This is a genomic window from Shinella sp., assembly GCF_052438155.1.
In the GTDB taxonomy this organism is placed as follows: Bacteria; Pseudomonadota; Alphaproteobacteria; order Rhizobiales; family Rhizobiaceae; genus Shinella.
The window spans coordinates 19,115-41,420 of record NZ_JBQVPI010000027.1 but is presented as its reverse complement, the minus strand read 5'-3'; the positions used below and the strand labels follow the sequence as shown (position 1 = coordinate 41,420).

The following is a 22,306-nucleotide window of genomic DNA, read 5'->3' as shown; positions in this document are numbered from 1 at the left end:
TATGGATCCTTGCGCACGGAAGGTATCCGTATCCACTCCAATTTGCGGAAATTAAAGGGAATTGTCTTTCAACGATAGGCAAATCCATGGTTAGTTTTCGCGCCCGTTGCCGCGGGCGCATGATGAGCAGGTGAGGACACAATGGGCGACATGAACCGCGCGAGGGCTGAGACGCTGCTTGTGGCAGACGGGCTGGACGGCATGGTTCTCTTCCGGCCGGAAGCGTTTCGCTATGCGACGGGCCTCGCAGCGGGTGTCGCCACCATGTGGGGCCGCGCAGGATCGGCCATCGCCGTCGTCCCGACGGACGCCACAGCGCAGCTTGCGGCAATCATGAGCGACCACGCGGCTGCCGGCGCGCGGCATCTACCCGAGCCGCTCGACGTTCGAACCCACCGCATTTGGATCGATGGCGTGACCGCACAGGGCGCCCGCACGATTGCGGACATTGATGCGGCCTACCGCGCCAGCGGCAACACGGGACATCGTCCGGAGACATTCGATCAGCAGACGTGCTTCCGGCTGCTTGCCGATATCCTTTCCGAGCGCGGCCTCTCCAATGCCACACTGGGGATCGATCTCGACTTCATGCCCACCGCCGATTTCGCCCTATTGAAGACGGAAACGCCGGGCGTGAACTGGCGGGATGCGAGCGACATCGTCCGGCGCCTGCGCCTGATCAAGAATGAACGGGAAATCGAGCGGCTGCGTCAGGCGAGCCATTGCGCCGAAGCCGGGCTTGAGACGCTGATGCAAACCGCACATTCCGGCGTCAGCATCGCGGCACTTTCCGCCGCGTGGCTCGTTGGCGCGACCGAGGCCGCCGCGCGTGGCGGGCATGCGCTGTCCGGCCACTGGGCCTACATTTCCATCGGTCCGGACCTGCAAAACGGCGGCGCGATCCTTGGCGAGGGTGACCTCATCAAGGCCGATGTCGGCACGCTGGTCGATGGGTATTCGTCCGATGGCGCACGGACTTTCGTCTGGGGCAAGGCCTCGCCGCTCGCCGGGGAGATTTACAAGGCGCTGCTAGAGGCGTTTTTGGCCGGCGTCGAGGTGCTCAGACCCGGCAACACGTTCGGCCAGGTGCACGAAACGATGCTTGGCACCATGCGCCGGCATGGCTTCCACGAATATTACCGCGGCCATTTCGGCCACTCCGTCGGCGCGGCTGCGGGCATCGAGGAATGGCCCTTCCTGTCGCATGGCAATGACATCGTCATCGAACCCGGCATGGTGCTGGCGCTGGAGGCTCCCTTCTATGCCGATGGCATCGGCGCCCTGATGATCGAGGAACAGTTCCTCATCACGGCGGACGGCGCGCAGACCATGAACAGATTGTCGCGCGAACTCCTGTCCCTCGGCGAGCCTGCGCCGGGCCGCTTCTAGCTGCGAGCGCCAACCGCATGGATGATCGATGCCAGTGGAGCCACGGTGCGCTTGCGTTTGCGCTCGGCTTCTTTAACATTTCGACGTCGGCTAATGTGCGAGGACGGAGTATTCCTCGTGTCTCTCGGGAGTATGGTCCTCGTGAAGTTCGTGTTTTTCTCTCCGCACTTTCCTGCCAACGGCACCGAGTTCTGCGACCGTCTCCACAAGGCCGGTGCCACGGTTCTGGGTGTTGGCGATACCGCCTACGACCATCTCGCTCCTAGGCTGAAAAATGCCCTGAGCGAGTATTACCGCATCGCCGATATGGAGGATGCCGATCAGGTCCTGCGCGCCATGGGCCATTTTATCCATCGCTGGGGCCGCATCGATCGCTTCGAATCGCTCAACGAGCATTGGCTGGAACAGGACGCCGCGATCCGCACCGATTTTAACATTCCCGGTATTCGCAGCGATTTCGTCGAGAACCTGAAGCACAAATCGAAGATGAGCGCCTTCTTCAAGAAGGCGGGCGTCCAGACGATCCGGCAGCACAAATATGTCGACCGGACGGGCGTGGAGGCTTTCATTGCCGAGGTCGGTTATCCAATCGTGATCAAGCCGGATCAGGGCTCGGGCGCCAGCAACACGGTGAAGGTAAACGACAACGCGGGTCTCGACGTCTTCGAGACGGCAAAGCTGCCGGGTGTCAGCTATGTCGCCGAAGAGTTCATCGACGGCATCGTGCTGACCTATGACGGGCTGGTCGATCGCGATGGCCACATCGTCTTTGCCGCCAGCCATCGTTTCGAGCAGAGCATCATGGAGGTGGTGAACACCAATTCCCATCTCAACTACTATTGCCTGCCCCTCATCGACCCCGCGGTGGAAAAGGCCGGGCGCGCCGCCGTAAAGGCTTTCGGCATCCGCGAAAAATTCTTCCACATCGAGTTCTTCGAGACCCGAGGCGACAAGCGCATCGTGGCGCTCGAAATCAACATGCGCCCGCCGGGCGCATGGATGACCGATGCCATCAACTATTCCTACGACATGGACGTCTATCGCGAATGGGCTGGGATGATCGTCAACAACAAGGTTGGCGGGCCTTTTACGGGGCGCTACTACACCGGCTATGCCAGCCGGAAGAACCATATTCGGTATGTCAACGATCATCGGGCCATTCTCGCGGCCCATGGCGACAGGATCGTGCATTTCGCGCCGATCGAGGACGTGTTCAGCCGGGCGATGGGCAACGCCGCCTATCAGTTCCGTTCAGAGGATTTCGAAGAGGTGAAAGCCATCGTGCGCTTCATCCAAGACGTGGAGCGTTAGCCGTTGCAGATCGAATACCACAAGCGCTTCAGCCATCATCTCGGGCGGGAGATGGAGTTCAAGACCTACGGCCACGGCGGCCGTCCTGTTCTGGTCTTCCCCACGTCCAACGGGCGCTTCTATCAATATGAAGATTCCGGCGGCATTGGCGCGCTCAGTGATCGCATCGAAGCCGGAGAGCTACGGGTATGGACCGTCGATGGCATCGACGGCGAGAGCTTCTTTTCCAACGGCCACGACCTGCCGGCCCGGATCGCCCGCCACGAATCCTACTTCCGCTATGTAAACGAGGAACTGCTGCCGGAGGTTCTCGCCATCGGCGGACGCGCACCGATCCTGTCGGGCTGTTCCATGGGCGCCTTTCACGCCAGCAATTTTCTGTTCCGCTTTCCTGAACGGGTTGCCGGCATGATCGCGCTGAGCGGTGTCTATTCCACCCGCCATTTTTTCGGCGATACGCTGGACGGCCAGATCTACTTCAACTCGCCGGTCAATTATCTGGCGGGATTGAACGAGCGGGATCTGCTGGATCGCATAGGCTCACGCCGCCTGTTCTTCTGTTGTGGTCAGGGGGCCTGGGAAGAGCCGATGATCGAGGATACGCACCGTCTGGAAGCCGTGCTACGCGACAAGGGCATTCCAGCCTGGGTCGACTTCTGGGGCACGGATGCAAACCACGACTGGCCCTGGTGGCACAAGCAGATCGTCTATTTCTTTGACAAGTGGCTTGAGGACGACCGGTTCAGGCCGCTGTAGCCTTTCACAACCAGCCGTTCTTGCGGAACCGCCAGTACAGGAACGAACAGGTCGCAATGATTGCGCTGAGCACCATCGGATAGCCGTATTGCATCCGCAACTCCGGCATGTCGTTGAAATTCATGCCGTAGATGCCGGCAAGCGCGGTCGGCACGGCGAGGATCGCTGCCCATGAGGCCAGTTTCTTGGAAATGGCCGTCTCCTGGCTCTGGCCGACCAGAAGGCTCGCCTCGAAAGCGAAGGCCAGCACTTCGCGCAGGCTGTCGATCTTTTCCTGTACCGTGCGGATGTGATCGGACACGTCACGAAACAGCGGATGCATCGCCGCCTGGATTTGCGGCAGGTCGGAGCTTGTCAGCCGCCGGCAGACCTCGACCAGTGGAAGTGCCGCGTTGCGCAGCCGCAGGAGATCGCGGCGCATCATGTAGAGCCGTTCGATCTCGCTGCCCGTCATCGGCTTGACCAGCACCTTGTCCTCGATCTCCTCGACCTCGGTTTCGAGTTGCTCCAGCACGGGCATGTAATTGTCGATGATGAAATCCAGAATGGCGTAGAGGACGAAATCCTCGCCCTTGGCCAGCGAGTGGGGGCAGCTCTCCCAATGCTCGCGAACCGTGGCATAGGAGGTCGACGGCCCGTGCCGCACGCTGACAATATAGCCCTTGCCGACAAAGAGATGGGTTTCGCCGAAGGTGACGCGGCGCCCTATGAGCTGCGCGGTGCGCGCGACGATAAACAGCGCATCACCATACTGCTCCAGTTTGGGGCGTTGATGCGGGTGCTCGGCATCCTCGATCGCCAGGTCATGCAGGTTGAACTGTGCCTGGACACGGAGGAGAATCTCGCGGCTGGGCTCCAGAAGCCCGATCCAGACGACATGACCGTCCTTGCCCGCCCATTCGCCGGCTTCCTCGATGGGAATATCGGCGATCCTCCGGCCGGCCGCGTAGACACTCGAGGCAACGATCCCGTCCTCTGCGGCGACGGGTGCGAACTTGCGGACATGGTCCATCACCACCTCCCGACTGCGATGCCTTCACTGTGTGACGAATTCACAGGCCGGTCAATCTAGGGCACCTCCAGCAAAAGTGCACCGCGGAGATTTCCGGTCGGTTCCCCATGTCGGAGCGAGGCCCAAACCGCGGACTTGAAGAGAACAACCGCCCTGGCGTGTCGTCGCGTCCACGCATGAGCCGACCTAGGCTCACGCACTGGCGTCGTCGTCTAGTCGCCCATATGCCGCATTGGCGCACCGCGACCGGCCAGTGCGCCAATGCAATCACGCTAAAACAATTCCGGTGAAATCTGGTTCACCGGAATTGTTTTAGATTCTTGTTTTTCCCGCATTATCCGACGCCGAAGCGATGCCACTTCGGCTGGAAGTGCTCTAGAGTTTGAACCCTTCACTTCGTTGCCCCGTTCGATCGAGCGGTTGGCGATGAAGCGTTCCGATTTTGCCGTATCCGTCTTCCTATCTTCCAGATGCTGAAGCATGGATACGAGCTGCCGGATCACCAGCGCCTTGTTGCGATGCTGGGAGCGCTCGTTGCGGGCGGTGACGCGCAGTCGGGTTGGAATGTGAATGGCTCGAACGGCGCTGTCGGTGGTGTTCTGGTGCTGGCCGCCCGGCCCGCCAGCCCGCAGGGTTTCGAAGCGGATGTCACGCGGATCGATCCCCATGTCCTCCCCACCTTCGACTTCGATGCGCTGCACGGAGACAAACCAGTTCTGCCGCTTGTGGCCGGGACGCACCGGGCTCTTGAACAGAAACTTCACGGTCCCGCAGTAATCCGCAGCCATGGACGACGCCGCGTCGCCCTCCAGGCTGACGAGGGCGGATTTCGGGCCGTGACGATCCGGCATGTCCCCGATGTTTGCCTCTAAGAGACAAGCACGGGCCTTCGCTTCCGCTTCCAGGATATCGATAAGTGCCTTGACGGCGATCCGGCATTCGACCGGGCCATTGCCGGAGGTGATCAACAGGTCAATAGCGGTCATGCTTGTGCCTCCCCATCTGGCGGTGACCCTGCTTGTCCGCGCGGCGGGCACGGTCCTCCTCGTCGATCGCCTTCTTGTAGGTGACAAGCGGCCGCATGGCAGCGAGGCTTTCGACCAGCCCTGCCGCTTCGAGATCGGCAACCACCTGTCCCGCATCCTTGTAGGCGCAGGCGCCTCTTCGATGACGAGATCGCGGTCATCGCATATGGCAATGCCGCCCCACGCATTGCGCAGCAGGTCGTCGCGCTCGGAGCGGGTCCGGCCGACGCGACCGTGCATCGTGGCACGGTCGTATTTGCGCCCCGCGCCGTGCGATATGCCGCCAAGCGCGCCGACAACCTTTTCCGTCGCCTGCACGACATAGCTGAGCGTCGCACGCGACCCCGCGACCGGGGCCATCGCGCCAGGACCCACGGCCGCCGAGCCCTTGTGGTGGACATAACCATCCGCCGTCCGGCGAACGAGGTTATGCGGCACGTCGGCCACCAGACGGCAATCGGCACCCAGCGCCGATGCCGCCTTTTGCGCGATCAGGCTGCGATTGAGCGATGCCCAGACAACACATTGATCATGCAGGCCGAGCCAATGGAGACCGGCCGGAGACGCGGCATCGAGCCCCGACATCAGGTCCGGTTCTCGCGACAGGATGTCGGAAAAGACAGCCGCTCCGAAGCCCCGGGAACCGGAATGCACCAGCAGGTACAGGCTCTGGCGGTCGATACCGGATGCCGATGAGGAGACATTTTCAACCGCCTGCAGTTCGCAGAAGTGATTGCCGCCGCCGATCGTTCCCAGCGCATCCGCAAAGAGGTCGCCCGAAAGGCCGGCGCCATCGAGACGCGCAGACGGATCGTCGATCGCCAGCGCGTCGAAGCGCCGGAGACGGTTTGCGGCTTTGTCCAGCTTCAGCTTCCGCAGGGGAAGATCGAGCTCGAACAGAGACATGCCACACCCAACGTCGTTGCCGACAAGCAGCGGATGCAGCCGGTCTGACAGAAGTGCGACGCCTGCCGCACCATACTTGCCCGGATGCAGATCCGGAAAGGCCGCGATGCTTCTGACGCCGCGCAGGCGCGACATTTTCTCGAGCTGATCAAGGGCAGCACCCTCAATACAGCTTTTGTCCGAAAAATAGTGATGGATAGCGGCCGGCACGCATGCCGGCTGGTTGGGGACAGTGATGTCCCCGGAAGAATTGCCCATGATGATAACTCTGGATAGGTATTCGCTGTCCGCCGTCGAAAACGGCAGGCCGAACGGTCATCCTCAGCCAGGCTGAGTTAGACCGAAACCCCGATGGGGCGTGAGGAGATGTTTTGCATCGATCCGCTCCCTTTCCAGAAACACGTTGGCGGCGCTTATACGCGAATTCTGCGCAGTTTCAAGCCGTCCTCGCGCCGGCGATGATGCTTCCGAAGGGGACGGCTTCACGACCACTTCGGCCAGGCCATGGTGAGGAACAAGTCATGCTCTTTGACCGTCGCCGAAGTTGGGCTACCGCGCCAGCTTCGATCTGAAAGCCGCCGCGTCAAAGCCTCAAGATGCTGGCTCTATCGTTTTGCGACCATAGACAACAAGGCCGAAGCCGACGGCATACATCAGCAGCCCGAACAGCGCCGGCGGCACGGCGATTTCCGGCGAATTCATCATGGTGATCGCAAGCAACATGCCGACAGCCGCGTTTCGAATGCTGATCGACGTGGTGACCGCCATCGCCTCGGCGGGGGACAGGCGAAGCAGGCGCGAGCCGAGAAAACCGATTGCCACACCGCAAAAGACCAGGACGACGACGGCCGGTCCAGCGCTGACAAGGATTTCTGCCCATCGGCCGTAGACCGAGATGCCGATGCCGACGATCAAGACCACCAGCACCACAAGGCCAAAGGCGCCAACCATCTTTTCAGCGCGGGTAGCAAGGGCCGGCACCTTGTGCCGGACCCACATGCCGAGAATGACAGGAAGCAGGATGATGACCAGCATCATGCCGATCGTGCGCAGCACGGGCAGGTAGACACGAACATCGCCATCGCTGAAGCGCTCGATCGCGAAATTCGCAAACAGCGGCAGCGTTGCAATTGCAACGAGGCAGCCGAGAGCGCTCAAAGCGATCGACAGCGCTAGGTCACCCCGCCCCAGATAGGAAAACAGGCTGGATGTCGTGCCGATCGGGCAGGCGGCAACGATGACCAGGCCGATCGCAATCTCGGACGGCAGGCCCATAACCATCGCAATCGATATGCTCGCCAGGGGAAGAAGCAGAAGCGCTGCCACGATGCCCCAGATCAGGGCTTTCGGCCGCATGACAACACGTTGGAAATCGGAAGGGGCGAGCGTCAGGCCTATACCGGCCATGATGATGAAGACAGCGGCCGGCAAACCGATTTCGATCAGGGCGGACTGCTCCATCCTTCTTCCTTTTCTCTTGGCGGCCGTTGATCGGCCGTTCGGGATCGTAGCATTGTCCCGCCATCCCGCCAGATGCAATCGTGCTGTCAGCCGCAATCCGGCGGAGATGGTTATCCGTCCCTATCCCAGATGAGACATTGCCCGTGAAAAAACCTGGACCTACAACCATCGAGCCGCATTGCCGAAGGCCATAGTCGTGCTCGTGGCGGTGACGCAAACCCGTGCGGGAGGGCACTGATGAAGGTTGTCGAAGCTTCGATTGATACGTTGCGCGCAGCACTCGAGTCGGGCGAGACGACCAGCGTCGCTCTGGTCGCAGCCTATCTGAATCGCATTGCACACTACGACCGCCACGGTATCACCCTCAACGCCGTGCCCGTGCTCAACCCCGATATGTTCGCCGAGGCACAGGCGTCGGACCTGCGGCGCGCGCGCAATGAAAGCCGCGGTCCGCTCGACGGCATCCCCTATACCGCCAAAGACAGCTACAAGGTGAAAGGGCTGAGCGTCGCCTCCGGTTCACCGGCCTTTGCCGACCTGATCGCGACAGAGGATGCCTTCGCGATTTCCCGGCTGCGGGCCGCGGGTGCGGTGTTGATCGGACTGACGAACATGCCGCCGATGGCCAATGGCGGCATGCAGCGCGGGGTCTACGGGCGCGCGGAATCCCCCTACAATGCCGATTGGCTGACCGCCGCCTTCGGTTCGGGCTCGTCCAACGGATCGGGAACGGCGACGGCGGCAAGCTTCGCAGCCTTCGGGCTTGGCGAGGAAACCTGGTCCAGCGGGCGCGCACCCGCCGCCAACAACGGGCTCTGCGCCTATACGCCAAGCCGCGGCGTGATCTCCGTGCGCGGCAACTGGCCGCTCGTGCCGACCATGGACGTCGTGGTGCCGCACAGCCGTTCGATGGCGGACATGCTAGAACTGCTCGATATCATCGTCGCCGACGATCCCGACAGCCGCGGTGATCTCTGGCGCCGCCAGACCTGGGTATCGATCCCGAAAGCCTCCGAAATCCGACCGCGGTCCTATGCCGGGCTTGCCCGGACGGCGAGCCTTGCAGGCAAGCGCTTCGGCCTGCCGGCAATGTATATCAACGCCGACCCGGAAGCGGGAACCGACGAGACGGTGGGTATCGGTGGCGCGACTGGCCGGCGGATCGAAACGCGCGCCTCGATGCTGGCACTCTGTGTGGCCGCAAGGGCAGCGCTCGAGGCGGCCGGTGCCGAGGTGGTGGTCACCGATTTCCCGGTCATCAGCAACTACGAGGGAGACCGGCCAGGTGCGCCGACCATTTCGACGCGCGGCCTCGTCAGCCCCGACTATCTACACCGTGAGATCGTCGACCTTTCGGCCTGGGCCTGGGACGATTTCCTCGCGGCCAATGCCGACCCCAACCTGTCGCGCCTGACCGATGTCGATAGCGCCCGCATCTTCCCTGCGCCGAAAGGCAGCCTGCCCGACCAGTACCACGGTTTCGACGACAGCATTTCCGGCTACGCCGCCCATCTGCGCAACCATCCCGTCGCCTCGTTTACCGAGATTCCCGACCTGGCCGAGGGCTTCAGGGGACTTGAGGAAACCCGGCGCATCGATTTCGAAGCCTGGATGGACAGGCTGGGGCTTGATGCGGTGATCTTCCCGGCCGTTGCCGACATCGGTCCGGCGGATGCCGATGTAAACCCTGCTTCGGCGGATCTCGCCTGGCGAAACGGCACCTGGGTCGCCAACGGCAATCTGGCGATCCGCCATCTGGGTATTCCAACGGTGACCGTTCCGATGGGAATGCTGGCCGATATCGCAATGCCGGCTGGACTGACCTTTGCCTGCCGGGCCTGGAACGACACGGCATTGCTGAGCTATGCCTGCGCCTTCGAGCAGACCGGCACCTATCGCGAAACGCCGCCACGAACGCCCGAGCTTTCGGAACTGCCCGCCTCTACATCAACGGACCTGTCGGAAACGCCGGGCCTCAGCCTCGACGCCTCGGTCGTGCCCGATGGCCCCGGACACCAACGGCTGTCAATACGGGCGCAAAGCCAGACCCCGCTGCTCTGGCTGACGGTGAACGGCCAGCCGGTCGCGTTCCGGCAAGACGGTGTTGAGGTGAGCGCGAGCCTCGAGCTGGAGCAGAACAGCCACATCCACAGCGAGTGGCGCGAACCCTATGGGCATATCGTGATCGCCTGTGCGAGCGACGGCACCGCCGCTTACACCATAACCGGCGGCACCGCCTGATCGAGGGCGATGCGGCAGGCCGACCAAGGCTGGTCGGAGTGTGGCAGCATGGATGCCGGGAACGACATGGACAGGGATGTCTTCACGGCAAAGGCGTGCCATCATCTCGCCGGCACCGCTGAACATCATCGGATCGCCAGGCGTCAAACAGACGACGCGCTTTCCCGCCTTGGCGAGCTTGGCCAACATGTCGCCAACATCCGCCGGCCGGTAGCGTGCCCGTCCGTCTTGCCTGCCCATCCGCATGCGCTTTGCCTCGCGGCGGGCGAGTTCCAGAACCTCCGTCGACACCAGATCATCGAAGAGGATGATATCGGCGGCCTGCAAGGCGCGCACGGCCTTGAGGGTCAGAAGCTCGGCATCGCCCGGGCCGGCGCCGACCAGCGCGACGGAGCCGATGGCGGGGGCTTCCGCGAGCCTTTCGGCATCAGCAAGAAGCACCCCGCCTACGCCCTCCTCCGGCGTATCCGTCGTTGCGAAAGCGAGATCGGAAAAGCGCTCCCAGAAGGTGCGGCGCTGTTGACCGGGTGCAAGACGCCGATTGACCGCGTCGCGTAGCGATTGCGCCAGTGTCGCCCAGCTTTTCAGGCTGCGCGGCAACAGCGCCTCGATCTTGCGGCGGATGGTCTGTGCCAGGATCGGGGCCGCGCCATCCGTCGAGATCGCGATGACGACCGGCGAGCGGTTGACGATGGAGCCGAACTGGAACTGACAGAATTCCGGCTTGTCGATCACGTTGGCCGGCACGCCAGCCGCGCGGGCGGCAGCGGAGAACGTCCGCGCATCCGCTTCATCCTCGCAGTCTGCAATAGCGAGGGAGGCACCGCCAAGATCATCCGGCGCCCAACGCCGCCGATGCGGTGTAAATTTTGCGGCCGGGTGATCTGGTGCGCGAGAGAGCAACATTTCGAACGTCTCGTCGAACGCTTCCGCATAGACATCGACATGCGCGCCGCAGGCGGCGAGCAGCTCCGCCTTCCAGGCGGCGGCATCCGAGCCACCGGCGACGACGACGCGCTTTCCTTCCAGCGCCCAGAACACCGGGAGCTTGGCGAGCGGCTCCATGCGCGGCGGGCCATCATTCCGCGGCTGCGGCAAGACATCCATCGATGATCCCCTTGATCTCGGCGCGGCAGGAGCCGCAATTGGTTCCGGCATTGAGCTGCTTGCCGATGGCTTCGACACTGTGGCTGCCGCCGCGCACGGCGGCGACGATCTGGTTGACCCCGATGCCAAAGCAGGCGCAGACGGTCGCGCCAGGATCCGGCTTGTCGGCGCCTGGCCGGCCGGCGACCAGGGCAAAGCGCTTGCGCAGGTTGGTGTGTTCGGCCGTCAGTTGCGCAATCGCCCAGTTCCGGGCGACGGCGACCGGTTCGCTAGCGAGAAACAAGGCAGCGCGCAGGTGCGGCCCATCGAAAAAGGCAAGCCGAAGATCGCCGGTCTGCCGATCGGCGTAACCGAGCGGCTCAACGCCACCCGGCACCACGAAGGTGCGGCGGCACCAGGCGCTCCAATCCTCGACCGGTTGATCAAAGGCAAGCTCCACCCGCCAGCCGCCCTCCGCCTTCGCCAATGCCCAATAGCTGGCATCAAGCCCCCTCGGCTTGCCCTGCGAGACGGCGAAGCCATACTGCGCCGCCTTGAACCGGCGAGCCGCTACGGCCACGTTTTTCGACGCCGGCTGGCCGGAGATGCTATCCACGATGGGCACCACCACCACGTCGATGCGGGCCTGCGCCGAAAACTGATCGTTCCAGTGCATCGGCACGAAGATGCTGCCGCGTGCCTGGCGCTCCGTGATGAGCGCGCGCACGACCACCTTGCCCCGGGGGCTCTCGATTTCGACGAGACCGGCATTGCCAACACCAATCTCCACTGCATCGCGTGGATGCAGTTCGGCAAAGGGTTCGGCGATATGGGTGGAGAGACGCGCGCTTTTTCCCGTGCGGGTCATCGTATGCCACTGGTCGCGGATGCGACCGGTGTTCAGCGTGAAGGGGTAGGCCGTATCGGTGCGATCGCAGGCAACCGGCTCGATGGCAATGAACCGGGCCTTGCCGTCCGCATGATAGAAGCCACCATCGGCGAAAAAGCGGTGCTCTGCGGGCTCGCTGCCGGCGGGTTGCGGCCATTGGAAAGGGGGAAGCGCATCGTAGGCCTGGCCCTCCAACTCGCTGCAGGCGCCGATATCGAAGTCGCGTTGGCCGTCATTCTCGAAAGCCGAAAGTGCCGCGTGCTCCCGGAAAATCCGTGTGGGCGAGCCGTAGTCAAAGGCGCCCTTGAAACCGAGGCGCCGGCCAACCTCGCAAAGCTGCCACCAGTCCGCCCTCGCCTCACCCGGCACATCGAGGAAATTGCGCTGGCGGGAGATGCGCCGTTCCGAATTGGTGACCGTGCCGTCCTTTTCGCCCCAGCCGAGCGAGGGCAGCAGCACATCGGCGTGACGGGTCGTATCCGTTTCTTCCAGGATGTCGGAGACGACGACGAAGGGACAGGCCTTGAGCGCCGCTTCGACGGCATCGGCATCCGGCATCGAGACGACAGGGTTTGTCGCCATGATCCAGAGCGCCTTGATGCGCCCCTCCGCCACGGCCTGAAACAAATCCACCGCCTTCAGCCCCGGCTTGTCGGCGATCGTCGGCGATTGCCAGAAGCGCTGGACGCGGTCGCGATCCTCTGCATTTTCGATCGCCATATGGGCGGCAAGCATATTGGCCAGCCCGCCGACCTCGCGCCCGCCCATGGCGTTCGGCTGGCCGGTCAACGAAAACGGCCCCATGCCCGGCCGGCCGATGCGGCCGGTGGCGAGGTGACAGTTGAGAATGGCGTTGACCTTGTCGGTGCCCGAGGACGACTGGTTGACGCCCTGGCTGTAGCAGGTCACGACCTTTTCCGTCGTCGTGAAAAGGCGATAGAACTCGCGGAGTTGCATGGCCGGGAGACCGGTCTGCTCCAGCACGTCGGCAAAAGATACGTTCGAAGCTGCGGCGAAGGTTTCGGCAAAACCCGTCGTATGCGCGGCAACATAGTTCTGATCGATCGCATTGTTTGCCACCAGATGCGCAAAAAAGCCGACGAAGAGCGCCACATCCGTATCCGGGCGAAGAGCCAGATGCAGGTCGGCGAGATCGGCTGTCATGGTGCGGCGCGGATCGATCACGACCACCTTCATCGCAGGTCGCCTGGCCTTGGCTGCCGCCAACCGCTGGTAAAGCACGGGATGGCACCAGGCGAGGTTCGAGCCGGTCAGGATGACCAGATCGGCAAGCTCCAGATCCTCGTAGGTTCCCGGCACCGTGTCCGATCCGAAGGCCCGGCGGTGGCCGGCGACGGAGGAGGACATGCAGAGCCGCGAATTGGTGTCGATATTCGCCGAACCGATAAACCCCTTCATCAGCTTGTTGGCGACGTAATAGTCTTCGGTAAGCAACTGGCCGGAGACGTAGAAGGCGACGGAATCCGGCCCGTGCTCGACAATGGCTTGCGAGAATTTTTCGGCGACAAGGTCGAGTGCCTCGTTCCACCCGGCGCGCCGGCCGTCGATCTGCGGGTGCAGCAGGCGGCCTTCGAGGTCGATCGTCTCGGCCAGCGCCGTGCCCTTCGAGCAGAGCCGGCCATAATTCGAGGGATGGTCCGGATCGCCTTCGACGGAGACGGTGCCGGCTTCGTCGATCGTCGCGATGACCCCGCAGCCGACGCCGCAATAGGGGCAGGTTGTCTTGACCGGATTTTCCATCCTATTCGGCCGCCATCATCAGGCTTTCGAGCGCGATGAACAGCGCGCCATCGTCATTGCGCAGCGGAATGGTCTTCACCGCCCCCTCGTCCGCCCCGAGGGCCTTGCCGGTTTCGAGCGAAATCACCCAGTTGTGCAGCGGGCAGGTGACCGCCTTGGCATGGACGATCCCTTGCGAGAGCGGCCCGCCTTTGTGCGGGCAATGATCCTCGATGGCGAACACCTCGTTTTCCGCGGTGCGGAAGACGGCAACCTTGCCTTGCGGTGTCTTCACGCAGCGCGCGCCGCGCGGCGGAATGTCGGCGATGGTGCCGATGGCGATCCAGGTCCTGTCCATGTTTACTCCGCAGCCTGATTGTAGCCGATCGTCGCCATCGGCTTGAACTCGTGTTTGTCCTTGCCGGAGACACGCTCCGACCAAGGGTCGACCTGGGCGAACTTTTGGGAAAAGACGAAACGCTCGTAATAGGCCTTGCGCTTGTCCGCATCGCCGATGATCTGGCGGCGGATTTCCTCGAGGCCGATGCGTTTTGCCCATTTGTAGATGCGCTCGAGATAACGCGCCTGCTCGCGATACATCTGCGTCAGCGCCACGATGTGCTCCATCGCCTCTTCCTCCGTTCTCACGAGGCCGAGCACCTCCGTGCCCTTGATGTCGAGGCCGGCAGCACCCGCAAAATGGATCTCGAAACCGCTGTCGACGCAGATGACGCCGATATCCTTGCAGGTCGCCTCGGCGCAGTTGCGCGGACAGCCGGAGACAGCCAGCTTCAGCTTGGCCGGTGTCCACGAACCCCACATGAACTTCTCGATCTTGATGCCGAGGCCGGTGGAATCCTGCGTGCCGAAGCGGCACCAGTCGGAGCCGACACAGGTCTTCACCGTGCGCAGGCCCTTGGCATAGGCCTGACCCGAAACGAAACCGGCCTTTCCGAGATCAGCCCAGACGGCGGGCAGGTCTTCCTTCTCGATGCCGAGCAGATCGATGCGCTGGCCGCCCGTCACCTTGACCAGCGGGATCTCGAACCTGTCGACCACGTCGGCGATAGCGCGCAGTTCGCCCGCATTGGTGACCCCGCCCCACATGCGCGGCACGACGGAATAGGTGCCGTCCTTCTGGATGTTGGCGTGCACGCGCTCGTTGATGAAGCGCGACTGGTAGTCGTCGGCATATTCGTCCGGCCAGTCGCAGACGAGGTAGTAGTTGAGGGCCGGCCGGCATTTGGCGCAGCCGCAGGACGTTTTCCATTCCAGTTCCTGCATGACGGCGGGAATGGTCTTCAGCCCCTTCGCCTTGATCAGGCGGCGCACGTCGTCATGGCCCAGATCGGCGCAGCCGCACATCGGCTGGACGGCCGCAGGGTTGTAGCTTTCCCCAAGCGTTAGCGTCATCAGCTGCTCGACGAGGCCGGTGCAGGAGCCGCAGGAGGCGGACGCCTTGGTGTGGGCGCGCACGTCGTCGAGCGACGTCAGGCCCTTGTCCGTTATGGTCGAGACGATCCTGCCCTTGCAGACGCCGTTGCAGCCGCAGATTTCCGCATCATCCGGCAAGGCTGCAACGGCCGCCATAGGGTCCAGCGGGGCGCCCCCCTGGTAGGCCTGGCCGAAGATCAGCGTCTCGCGCATCTCGGCAATGTCGACGGCCTTCTTCTTGAGATCGTTGAACCAGGCGCCATCCGAGGTTTCCCCGTAAAGCACCGTGCCGATGATGCGGTTTTCCTTCAGCACCAGCCGCTTGTAGACGCCGGCCGAGGCATCGCGCAGCACGATCTCCTCGCGGTCGTCACCGTCGGCGAAATCCCCAAGCGAGAACAGCTCGATGCCGGTGACCTTGAGTTTCGTCGGCGTATCGGAGTGGACGAAGGCCGCACTGCGCTCGCCGGCGAGATGGGACGCGGCGACGCGGGCCATTTCATAGAGCGGCGCGACAAGGCCGTAGACCTGGCCTGCCACTTCGGCACATTCGCCGAGCGCCAGAATGCTGCCGTCGGAGGTCTGCATGCCGTTGTCGACGACGATGCCCCGGTTGACGGCGAGGCCTGCTTCCTTGGCGAGCCCGACGCTCGGGCGGATGCCGACGGCCATGACGACGAGCGTCGCGGGGATGATGCGGCCGTCGTCAAGCTCGATGCCCTCGACCCTGCCATTGCCGACGATTGCCTTGGTGTTGGCCTTGCAGATGATCTTGATGCCGCGCCCTTCCAGCTCTTTTTGTAGGAGATAGCCGGCGGCGGGGTCGAGCTGGCGGTCCATCAGCGTCGGCATGACATGGAGGACGGTCACGTCCATGCCGCGGCCGGCAAGGCCGGCCGCGGCTTCGAGACCGAGCAGGCCGCCGCCGATGACCACGGCCTTTTCGCGTGACTGGGCGGCAAGCAGCATGGCCTGCACGTCGTCAAGGTCGCGGTAGGTGATGACGCCGGGCAGCGTGTTGCCGGGCACCGGTATGATGAACGGCACGGATCCGGTGGCGATCACCAGCTTGTCGTAGCTCTCCGTCACGCCGTGATCGGACGTCACGGTCTTCGCATCGCGGTCGATGGCGACGATCCGGTGGCCCTTGTAGAGCGTGATGCCGTGTTTGATGTACCAGCCGTCACCGTGGATGATGATCTGCTCGTAATCCTTCTCGCCGGAAAGCACCGGCGAGAGCATGATGCGGTCGTAGTTGACGCGCGGCTCGGCGTTGAAGATGGTCACCTGATAGTGGTCAGGCGCCTTCTCGAGCAGATGCTCCAGCATGCGCCCCGGCGCCATGCCATTGCCGATAATGACGAGTTTCTCGGTCATGGTGTTTCCTTCGATTACGCGGCGACGGCAGAGACGGAGGGGACGCGGCGTTCCATCTGGCGGATCGACAGATGCATCCAGATCAGCGAGACGGCGACGACGGCGAAGAGCAGGATGAAACAGCTCGACCACAGGCCGGTCGCATCCTTCAGAAGGCCGAAGGCGATGGGCAGCACGAAACCGCCAAGCCCGCCGACCATGCCGACGACGCCGCCGACCGCACCGACACCATCCGGGTAGTAGACCGGGATGTGCTTGTAGACGGCCGCCTTGCCGAGGCTCATGACGAAACCCAGCACGAAGACGACGACGATGAAGACTGCGGGAGACACACCCGCCGGCAGCGACAGGATCAGCGTAGCGACCGCCGAAACCCCGAACATCCAGTACATGACGCTGCGTGCACCCTTGCGATCCGACAGCATGCCGCCGAAGGCGCGAAAGATGCTGCCGGGGATCGAGTAGGCCGCAGCGATCATGCCGGCGGTGGCGATGTCGAAGCCGTAGACGCCGACGAGATAACGCGGCAGCCAGAGCGACAGGGCGACGAAGCCGCCGAAGGCAAAGAAATAGTAGAGCGAGAAGCGCCAGACCCGGGTGTCCTTCAGCGGTGCGAACTCCTCGCGGAGGCTGCGCTGAGGGAGCTTGCCTTCGCGGCGGCTGCGGAAGGCCGGGTCATCGGTCGTCGTGAACCAGAAAACGAAGGCAGCCATGATCAGCGCAGCCGCCCAGAGCTGCGCAACCATCTGCCAGCCGGCGGCAACCAGCACGAAGGGTGCAACGAACTTGGTCAGCGCTGCGCCGACATTGCCGGCGCCGAAGATGCCAAGCACCGTGCCCTGCTTTTCCGGCGGGAAGAAGGGCGAGACATAGGCGATGCCGACGGCGAAGGACCCGCCGGCCAGCCCGATTCCGAGGCCGGCAAGCAGCATCTGCGGATAGGTCGTGGCATGGGAGAGCAAGAGGGTGGAGAGTGCTGCCGCCAGCATGGTCAGCGTGTAGACGAGGCGGCCGCCATAGCGGGTCGTCCAGACGCCGAGCACGATGCGCACCAGCGAGCCTGTGAGGATGGGTGTTCCGATGAGCAGGCCGAACTGGGCTTCGCTGAGCCCCAGATCTTCCTTGATGCGGATGCCGATGATCGCAAAGATCGTCCAGACGGCAAAACAGATGGTGAAGGCGAAGGTGGACATCCACAGGGCGATGGCGGGTTCGCTCGAGGATAGAGGAGGCTGCTTGGTCTCAGACATGGCTTCTCCGTGGCCCGACAAGGTCGTGCCGCTCCAACTTGGGGGTGAAAAACAAAAAGCCGCTGATGAGGATGCGTGCGAAACGGACGGTCCGTGGTCGCAGGATTCCTGATCAGCGGCTTTGCTGGAGGCGCCCTTCGTTGGACGCCGATATCGTGACCCGAGGGCCTATGCCAAGAAAAGCAATCGGCGTGCCAGTTTCAGCAAGCCATTGATTTCATGCGATGGATGAGCCCCCGCTCCCAATCGCGGATCAACGGCAGGATAGAACAGGTGCAGTGCGATGCCATTTTTTGTGCAGTGCGCATAAATTAGGCGCTTCGCATTTCAGGCCGCTCAGCCGATCCTTTGTGCCTGGATATAGGCATCTACGTCGTCCGGATCGAACCGTCCCCCGTCGAAGAAGCCGTCCGGCCCCAGCGTCAACGCGCCGGACGAGCCGACGGGCGTCTCGACAGCCAGCGCGCCCTCGACCTTGGAACTGGCTGACGGCATGGCAAGCCCAAGCGTCTTCAACGCCGCGCGATACATGTCCGGCCGGTAGGTTTCGGCAGCGACTTGCTGGTGTTCGGCCGTGTGGCCGATCTGCCGCCAGCGAACCATCTGGGTGTAGAACCAGAGCGCGTGGCTCTTCCAAGGAAAGGTCGCAGCCTTGGCATTCGGAACGAAGAAGTCGCCGATATTTTGCACAACACCACCGCCGACCGGCAGGTTACCGCTCAGGGCTGGCAGCAGAAGCTCTGCATCGCGCCCGACATAGCCGGGCTGCGCCAGGAGATGCGCCAGCTCTTCGCGGTTTTCCAGCTTTCCGCACCAGGCAGACGCCTGATGAAGCGCAACAAGCAGCGCCGCCAGGGTTTCGGGATGGGTTTCGGCCCAGCGGGCATTGACGCCAAGCACCTTTTCCGGGCTCGACCGCCAGATGGCGGCCTTGACGGTGGCCAGATGCCCGCCGCGCTTCAGCACGCCAAACGTATTCCATGGTTCGCCGGCGCAATAACCGTCGATCAGCCCCTGCGCCAGCGCGTCCCCCATGTCGGGTGGCGGCAACACGACGATCTCGATGTCCCGGTCCGGATCGACGCCGCTTGCCGCCAGCCAGTAGCGCAGTTCGTAATTGTGCCCCGAATAGGGATGGACGACACCGAATCGCAACGGCTCGCCCTCGCGCCGCGCGATGACCCTGCGCAAAGCTACGCCGTTCTCGCGCGCATCAAGATCATCCGTCGCCCCCTCACCTGCCATCGCCTGCCAGAGCGCAGCGGACACGGTAACGGCATTGCCGCCGAGGCCCAGCGCCATCGGCACGATCATCTTGGGCGCCGGCGCGGAAAGACCGAGATTGCAGGCGATCGGCATCGGTCCGAGAATATGCGCGACGTCGAAATGACGAACGGCCAGCCGGTCGCGTATGCTGGCCCAGGACCGTTCGCGCACGAGGGTCAGATGGATCGACTGCGCCGCGGCAAAGCCCTTCTCCTTGGCGACGACGAGCAGGGCACTGTCGAGCAGCGGCACGAAACCGGCGGTGATGGCGTGGGACATCGTCATTCCTTCGCTCCCGGATCGAGCAGGCTTGCCGCCGTGACGAGGCTTTGGGCGATCTCGACGATCTTGCGGTTCTGGTTCATCGCCGTGCGGCGCAAAAGCGCGTAGGCTTCCTCCTCCGAAAGGCCGCGCGAGCGCATCAGCAGACCCTTGGCGCGATCGATCACCTTGCGGTTCTCCAGTTCGCTACGTGTCTCTTCCAGCTCGCGGTTAAGCCGGGAAAAGGCGTTGAATCGGCTGATCGCCATCTTCAGGATCGGCCGCACGCGCTCCTGCTTGAGCCCATCGACGATATAGGCGGATACGCCGGCCTCCACCGCAGCCTCGATGGACGCCTCGTCCGACTTGTCGACAAACATGGCAATCGGGCGCTGGATGACCCGCGAAAGCTGGAAGATGCTCTCGAGTTCATCGCGGTTCGGATTTTCGAGGTCGATGACGATCACGTCGGGATTGAGCTCGGTGATGCGCCGTGCCAGCCCGTGCATCTGGTCTATGACCGTGACCTGGCCATAGCCAGCGTCACGCAGCCCCTCTTCGATGATGGCGGCGCGGATCCGGTTTTCGTCGATGACCAGTACGTTCAACTCGTTCGGCTTCATCCCGCAACCGTACTCTCTTGCCGCCTGGAGCGGCGCGTCTGCATTTTGACATGCGGCATGACCGGGTCGAAATCAAGCGGGGCCAAAGAACATAGCCCCGGCCTTTCGAGGCGGCTTTTATGAGAGAACAATAAACAATTGACAGAGGCGTTTTTTCTGGTAGCTTTGCTTAAACGTTTAATCAGGCTCGTGAGCTTCTCTTGAAACCGCCTCGCCCCAACCTTTCGGAACTGGCGCGTCACCTCGGGGTGTCGATCGCGACGGTGTCGAATGCGCTGTCCGGCAAGGGGCGCCTATCGCCGGAGCTCGCCAAGCGTATCCGCGATGCGGCAGACCGGATGGGCTACGTGCCGAGCCAGGCCGGCCGGGCGTTGCGCACCGGGCGCAGCGGGGTTCTGGGACTGGTGCTTCCCGATATCGGCAATCCGCTCTATCCCGAAATCGCGCAGGAGATCGAACGCGTCGCGACGAATGCCGGATACGGCGTGCTGATCGCCAACTCGCGCGACGAGATCGCCGCGCAGGACAAGGCGATCTTCCAGCTCATCGAGCGCGGCGTCGACGGCATCGTCATCGTTCCCCGGCGCGGCACCACAGTGCCGGAAACCGCCTGCCCCATTGCCATCATCGACACGCCGACGACACCGAGGAACACGGTCTCGGCGGATCATTTCGAGGGCGGCGCGCAGGTAGCACGCCACTTGCGGGCGCTCGGCCACGAAAAGATCCTGCTGATCGGCGACGACCCCAGCTCGAACGTCCAGAATGCCCGCATCAACGGCATGCGGTCGCAACTCGCAGAAGCCCGGGAAGTCGAGACGATCTGGATCGTCGAGATCGAGGCAAAGGGTGGCAAGAGCTGCGCGCTCGGTCTTGCCGCGTGGCGCGCACGCGGGTTTTCCGCCTTTGCCTGCGTGTCCGACCCCCATGCCCTGCGGGCACTCACGGAACTTCAGTCGGCCGGCATCGCCATTCCGGCGGAAGCAACGATCACGGGCTTCGACAACCTGCAATGGTCGTCCTTCATCTCGCCACCGCTCACCACCGTAAAAATGAACATGCCGGAAATCGCCACCCTCGCGCTCGACGCGCTGGTCGAGGCAATCCAGGCCCGCGATGCCTCGGACGATACACCGAGCCCGCCCGTTACCGCTCGCAAGGCCGCCGTGCCGATGGAGCTGATCATTCGCCGTTCCAGTGGTCCCGCGCCCGTAGGGCAGCCATCGGCCGGTCTTTTCCAGGAGGAGTCAAAAGATGCATAAGAAACTTCTTGCCGCCAGCGTGTTCTGGCTTGCGGGCAGCACGCTCGCGGCCGCTCAGGAACAGACGCTGACCATTTCCGTCTACGGCTTCGCCCAGGACGAATTCTCCGAAGCGCTTTACAAGCCCTTCGAGGCGGAATGCGGCTGCAAGCTGGTCGTCGAAACCGGCAACAGCATCGAGCGTCTCGCCAAGCTCGATGCCAACAAGGAAGCGCCGGTCATCGACATGGCCGTCTTCTCGCTCGCCGACGCGCTGGCCGCATCCCGCAAGGGCCTGACCGAGAAGCTCGATACCGCCAAGCTTTCCAACTACGACAAGCTCTACGACTTCGCCAAGGACCCGAACGGCGACGGCATGAGCGTCGGCTATACCTTCTACAAGACCGGCATCGCCTATCGCACCGACAAGATGAAGGTCGAATCCTGGGCCGATCTCCTGAAGGACGAGTATGTCGGCCATGTTGCCCTGCCGAACATCACCACCAACCAGGGTGGCCCGGTGCTTTCGATGATCGGCAAGGCGCTCGGCAAGGATTCGCCGGACCTCAAGGAGGCCATGGCCGCCGTCGGCGAGAAGCGCGACGAATTCGTCACCTTCTACGTGAAAAGCTCGCAGCTCGTGCAGTTGATGCAGCAGGAAGAAATCTGGGCCGCCCCCATGGGCCATTTCTCCTGGGCCGGCATTTCCAAGCTCGACCTGCCGGTCGGCTGGGCGACAACGAAGGAAGGCGACGCCGGCGACATGAACGCCATGGTGCTGGTCAAGGGTTCGAAGAACCAGGACCTCGCGCTGAAGTTCATGGACTTCTGGCTTTCCGTGCCGATCCAGACCAAGATCGCCGAAATGCTGATCGACAGCCCGGCGAACAAGGAAGTCGTGCTCGCGCCGGAAATCGCTGGAAAGCTCACCTATGGTGCCGATGTTGCCAACAAGCTGACCTTCCTGCCGGCCGCCACCACGCTCGACTACCGCGAGAAGTGGCTTGCCGAATGGAACACCACGATCGCGCAGTAAAA

General features: G+C 63.0%; 15 protein-coding genes and 1 pseudogene. 6 read left to right on the top strand and 10 right to left on the bottom strand.

Annotation, left to right across the window (positions count from 1 at the left end):
* Positions 1–141: 141 nt before the first annotated feature.
* From ACT6VE_RS28810 to ACT6VE_RS28800, 3 genes are all read left to right on the top strand, one after another.
* Positions 142–1,389, top strand: a complete 1,248-nt coding sequence (locus tag ACT6VE_RS28810) for a M24 family metallopeptidase (protein WP_444801720.1) — start codon at positions 142–144, stop codon at positions 1,387–1,389.
* 141 nt (positions 1,390–1,530) lie between these two features.
* Positions 1,531–2,700, top strand: a complete 1,170-nt coding sequence (locus ACT6VE_RS28805; RefSeq protein WP_444801719.1) for an ATP-grasp domain-containing protein — start codon at positions 1,531–1,533, stop codon at positions 2,698–2,700.
* Between the two features lie 3 nt (positions 2,701–2,703).
* On the top strand, positions 2,704–3,456 hold the full coding sequence (locus ACT6VE_RS28800; RefSeq protein WP_444801718.1) for an esterase family protein: 753 nt from the start codon (positions 2,704–2,706) through the stop codon (positions 3,454–3,456).
* A gap of 4 nt (positions 3,457–3,460) precedes the next feature.
* On the opposite strand, the gene ACT6VE_RS28795 is transcribed toward ACT6VE_RS28800, so the two are convergent.
* The 3 genes from ACT6VE_RS28795 to ACT6VE_RS28785 form a co-directional block, all read right to left on the bottom strand.
* The gene (locus tag ACT6VE_RS28795) at positions 3,461–4,468 is read right to left on the bottom strand and encodes a magnesium and cobalt transport protein CorA (protein WP_444801717.1); all 1,008 of its coding nucleotides are present in this window, start codon (positions 4,466–4,468) and stop codon (positions 3,461–3,463) included.
* Between the two features lie 272 nt (positions 4,469–4,740).
* Positions 4,741–6,657: a peptide chain release factor H gene (gene prfH / locus ACT6VE_RS28790; RefSeq protein ID WP_444801716.1), complete on the bottom strand. Its 1,917-nt coding sequence runs from the start codon at positions 6,655–6,657 to the stop codon at positions 4,741–4,743.
* A gap of 333 nt (positions 6,658–6,990) precedes the next feature.
* Positions 6,991–7,860: a bile acid:sodium symporter family protein gene (locus ACT6VE_RS28785; RefSeq protein WP_444801715.1), complete on the bottom strand. Its 870-nt coding sequence runs from the start codon at positions 7,858–7,860 to the stop codon at positions 6,991–6,993.
* A gap of 237 nt (positions 7,861–8,097) precedes the next feature.
* Between ACT6VE_RS28785 and ACT6VE_RS28780 the strand changes: the two are divergent.
* A pseudogene (locus ACT6VE_RS28780) lies at positions 8,098–9,777 on the top strand (amidase); the annotation flags it as partial.
* 108 nt (positions 9,778–9,885) lie between these two features.
* Here ACT6VE_RS28780 and ACT6VE_RS28775 read toward each other — a convergent pair.
* From ACT6VE_RS28775 to ACT6VE_RS28745, 7 genes are all read right to left on the bottom strand, one after another.
* The gene (locus ACT6VE_RS28775; protein ID WP_444801714.1) at positions 9,886–11,208 is read right to left on the bottom strand and encodes an SAM-dependent methyltransferase; all 1,323 of its coding nucleotides are present in this window, start codon (positions 11,206–11,208) and stop codon (positions 9,886–9,888) included.
* Positions 11,180–13,837: a nitrate reductase gene (locus ACT6VE_RS28770; protein WP_444801713.1), complete on the bottom strand. Its 2,658-nt coding sequence runs from the start codon at positions 13,835–13,837 to the stop codon at positions 11,180–11,182. The genes ACT6VE_RS28775 and ACT6VE_RS28770 overlap by 29 nt, the downstream gene beginning before the upstream one ends.
* Position 13,838: 1 nt before the next feature.
* Entirely contained in the window at positions 13,839–14,174 is a 336-nt protein-coding gene (gene nirD, locus ACT6VE_RS28765) for a nitrite reductase small subunit NirD (protein ID WP_444801712.1), read from the bottom strand.
* 2 nt (positions 14,175–14,176) lie between these two features.
* Positions 14,177–16,627, bottom strand: a complete 2,451-nt coding sequence (gene nirB / locus ACT6VE_RS28760) for a nitrite reductase large subunit NirB (RefSeq protein ID WP_444801711.1) — start codon at positions 16,625–16,627, stop codon at positions 14,177–14,179.
* 14 nt (positions 16,628–16,641) lie between these two features.
* Positions 16,642–17,877 (bottom strand): MFS transporter, encoded by a 1,236-nt coding sequence (locus ACT6VE_RS28755; RefSeq protein WP_444801710.1) that lies wholly within the window; start codon positions 17,875–17,877, stop codon positions 16,642–16,644.
* A 336-nt stretch (positions 17,878–18,213) separates the two neighbouring features.
* Positions 18,214–19,428: a CmpA/NrtA family ABC transporter substrate-binding protein gene (locus ACT6VE_RS28750; protein ID WP_444801709.1), complete on the bottom strand. Its 1,215-nt coding sequence runs from the start codon at positions 19,426–19,428 to the stop codon at positions 18,214–18,216.
* Entirely contained in the window at positions 19,425–20,027 is a 603-nt protein-coding gene (locus ACT6VE_RS28745; protein ID WP_069062230.1) for an ANTAR domain-containing response regulator, read from the bottom strand. The genes ACT6VE_RS28750 and ACT6VE_RS28745 overlap by 4 nt, the downstream gene beginning before the upstream one ends.
* 200 nt (positions 20,028–20,227) lie before the next feature.
* Here ACT6VE_RS28745 and ACT6VE_RS28740 point away from each other — a divergent pair, with 200 nt between their 5' ends.
* Together ACT6VE_RS28740 and ACT6VE_RS28735 are read left to right on the top strand one after the other, a co-directional pair.
* Positions 20,228–21,289, top strand: a complete 1,062-nt coding sequence (locus tag ACT6VE_RS28740; protein ID WP_444801708.1) for a LacI family DNA-binding transcriptional regulator — start codon at positions 20,228–20,230, stop codon at positions 21,287–21,289.
* The gene (locus ACT6VE_RS28735) at positions 21,282–22,304 is read left to right on the top strand and encodes a polyamine ABC transporter substrate-binding protein (protein WP_444801707.1); all 1,023 of its coding nucleotides are present in this window, start codon (positions 21,282–21,284) and stop codon (positions 22,302–22,304) included. Before ACT6VE_RS28740 ends, ACT6VE_RS28735 begins: the two co-directional genes overlap by 8 nt.
* The last annotated feature ends 2 nt before the right edge of the window (positions 22,305–22,306 follow it).

Coding starts and splice junctions, on each gene's coding strand:
- ACT6VE_RS28810 (WP_444801720.1), top strand. CDS start 142: ATGGGCGACATGAACCGCGCGAGGGCTGAGACGCTGCTTGTGGCAGAC.
- ACT6VE_RS28795 (WP_444801717.1), bottom strand. CDS start 4,468: ATGGACCATGTCCGCAAGTTCGCACCCGTCGCCGCAGAGGACGGGATC.
- prfH (WP_444801716.1), bottom strand. CDS start 6,657: ATGGGCAATTCTTCCGGGGACATCACTGTCCCCAACCAGCCGGCATGC.
- ACT6VE_RS28785 (WP_444801715.1), bottom strand. CDS start 7,860: ATGGAGCAGTCCGCCCTGATCGAAATCGGTTTGCCGGCCGCTGTCTTC.
- ACT6VE_RS28775 (WP_444801714.1), bottom strand. CDS start 11,208: ATGGATGTCTTGCCGCAGCCGCGGAATGATGGCCCGCCGCGCATGGAG.
- ACT6VE_RS28770 (WP_444801713.1), bottom strand. CDS start 13,837: ATGGAAAATCCGGTCAAGACAACCTGCCCCTATTGCGGCGTCGGCTGC.
- nirD (WP_444801712.1), bottom strand. CDS start 14,174: ATGGACAGGACCTGGATCGCCATCGGCACCATCGCCGACATTCCGCCG.
- nirB (WP_444801711.1), bottom strand. CDS start 16,627: ATGACCGAGAAACTCGTCATTATCGGCAATGGCATGGCGCCGGGGCGC.
- ACT6VE_RS28755 (WP_444801710.1), bottom strand. CDS start 17,877: ATGTCTGAGACCAAGCAGCCTCCTCTATCCTCGAGCGAACCCGCCATC.
- ACT6VE_RS28750 (WP_444801709.1), bottom strand. CDS start 19,428: ATGACGATGTCCCACGCCATCACCGCCGGTTTCGTGCCGCTGCTCGAC.
- ACT6VE_RS28745 (WP_069062230.1), bottom strand. CDS start 20,027: ATGAAGCCGAACGAGTTGAACGTACTGGTCATCGACGAAAACCGGATC.
- ACT6VE_RS28735 (WP_444801707.1), top strand. CDS start 21,282: ATGCATAAGAAACTTCTTGCCGCCAGCGTGTTCTGGCTTGCGGGCAGC.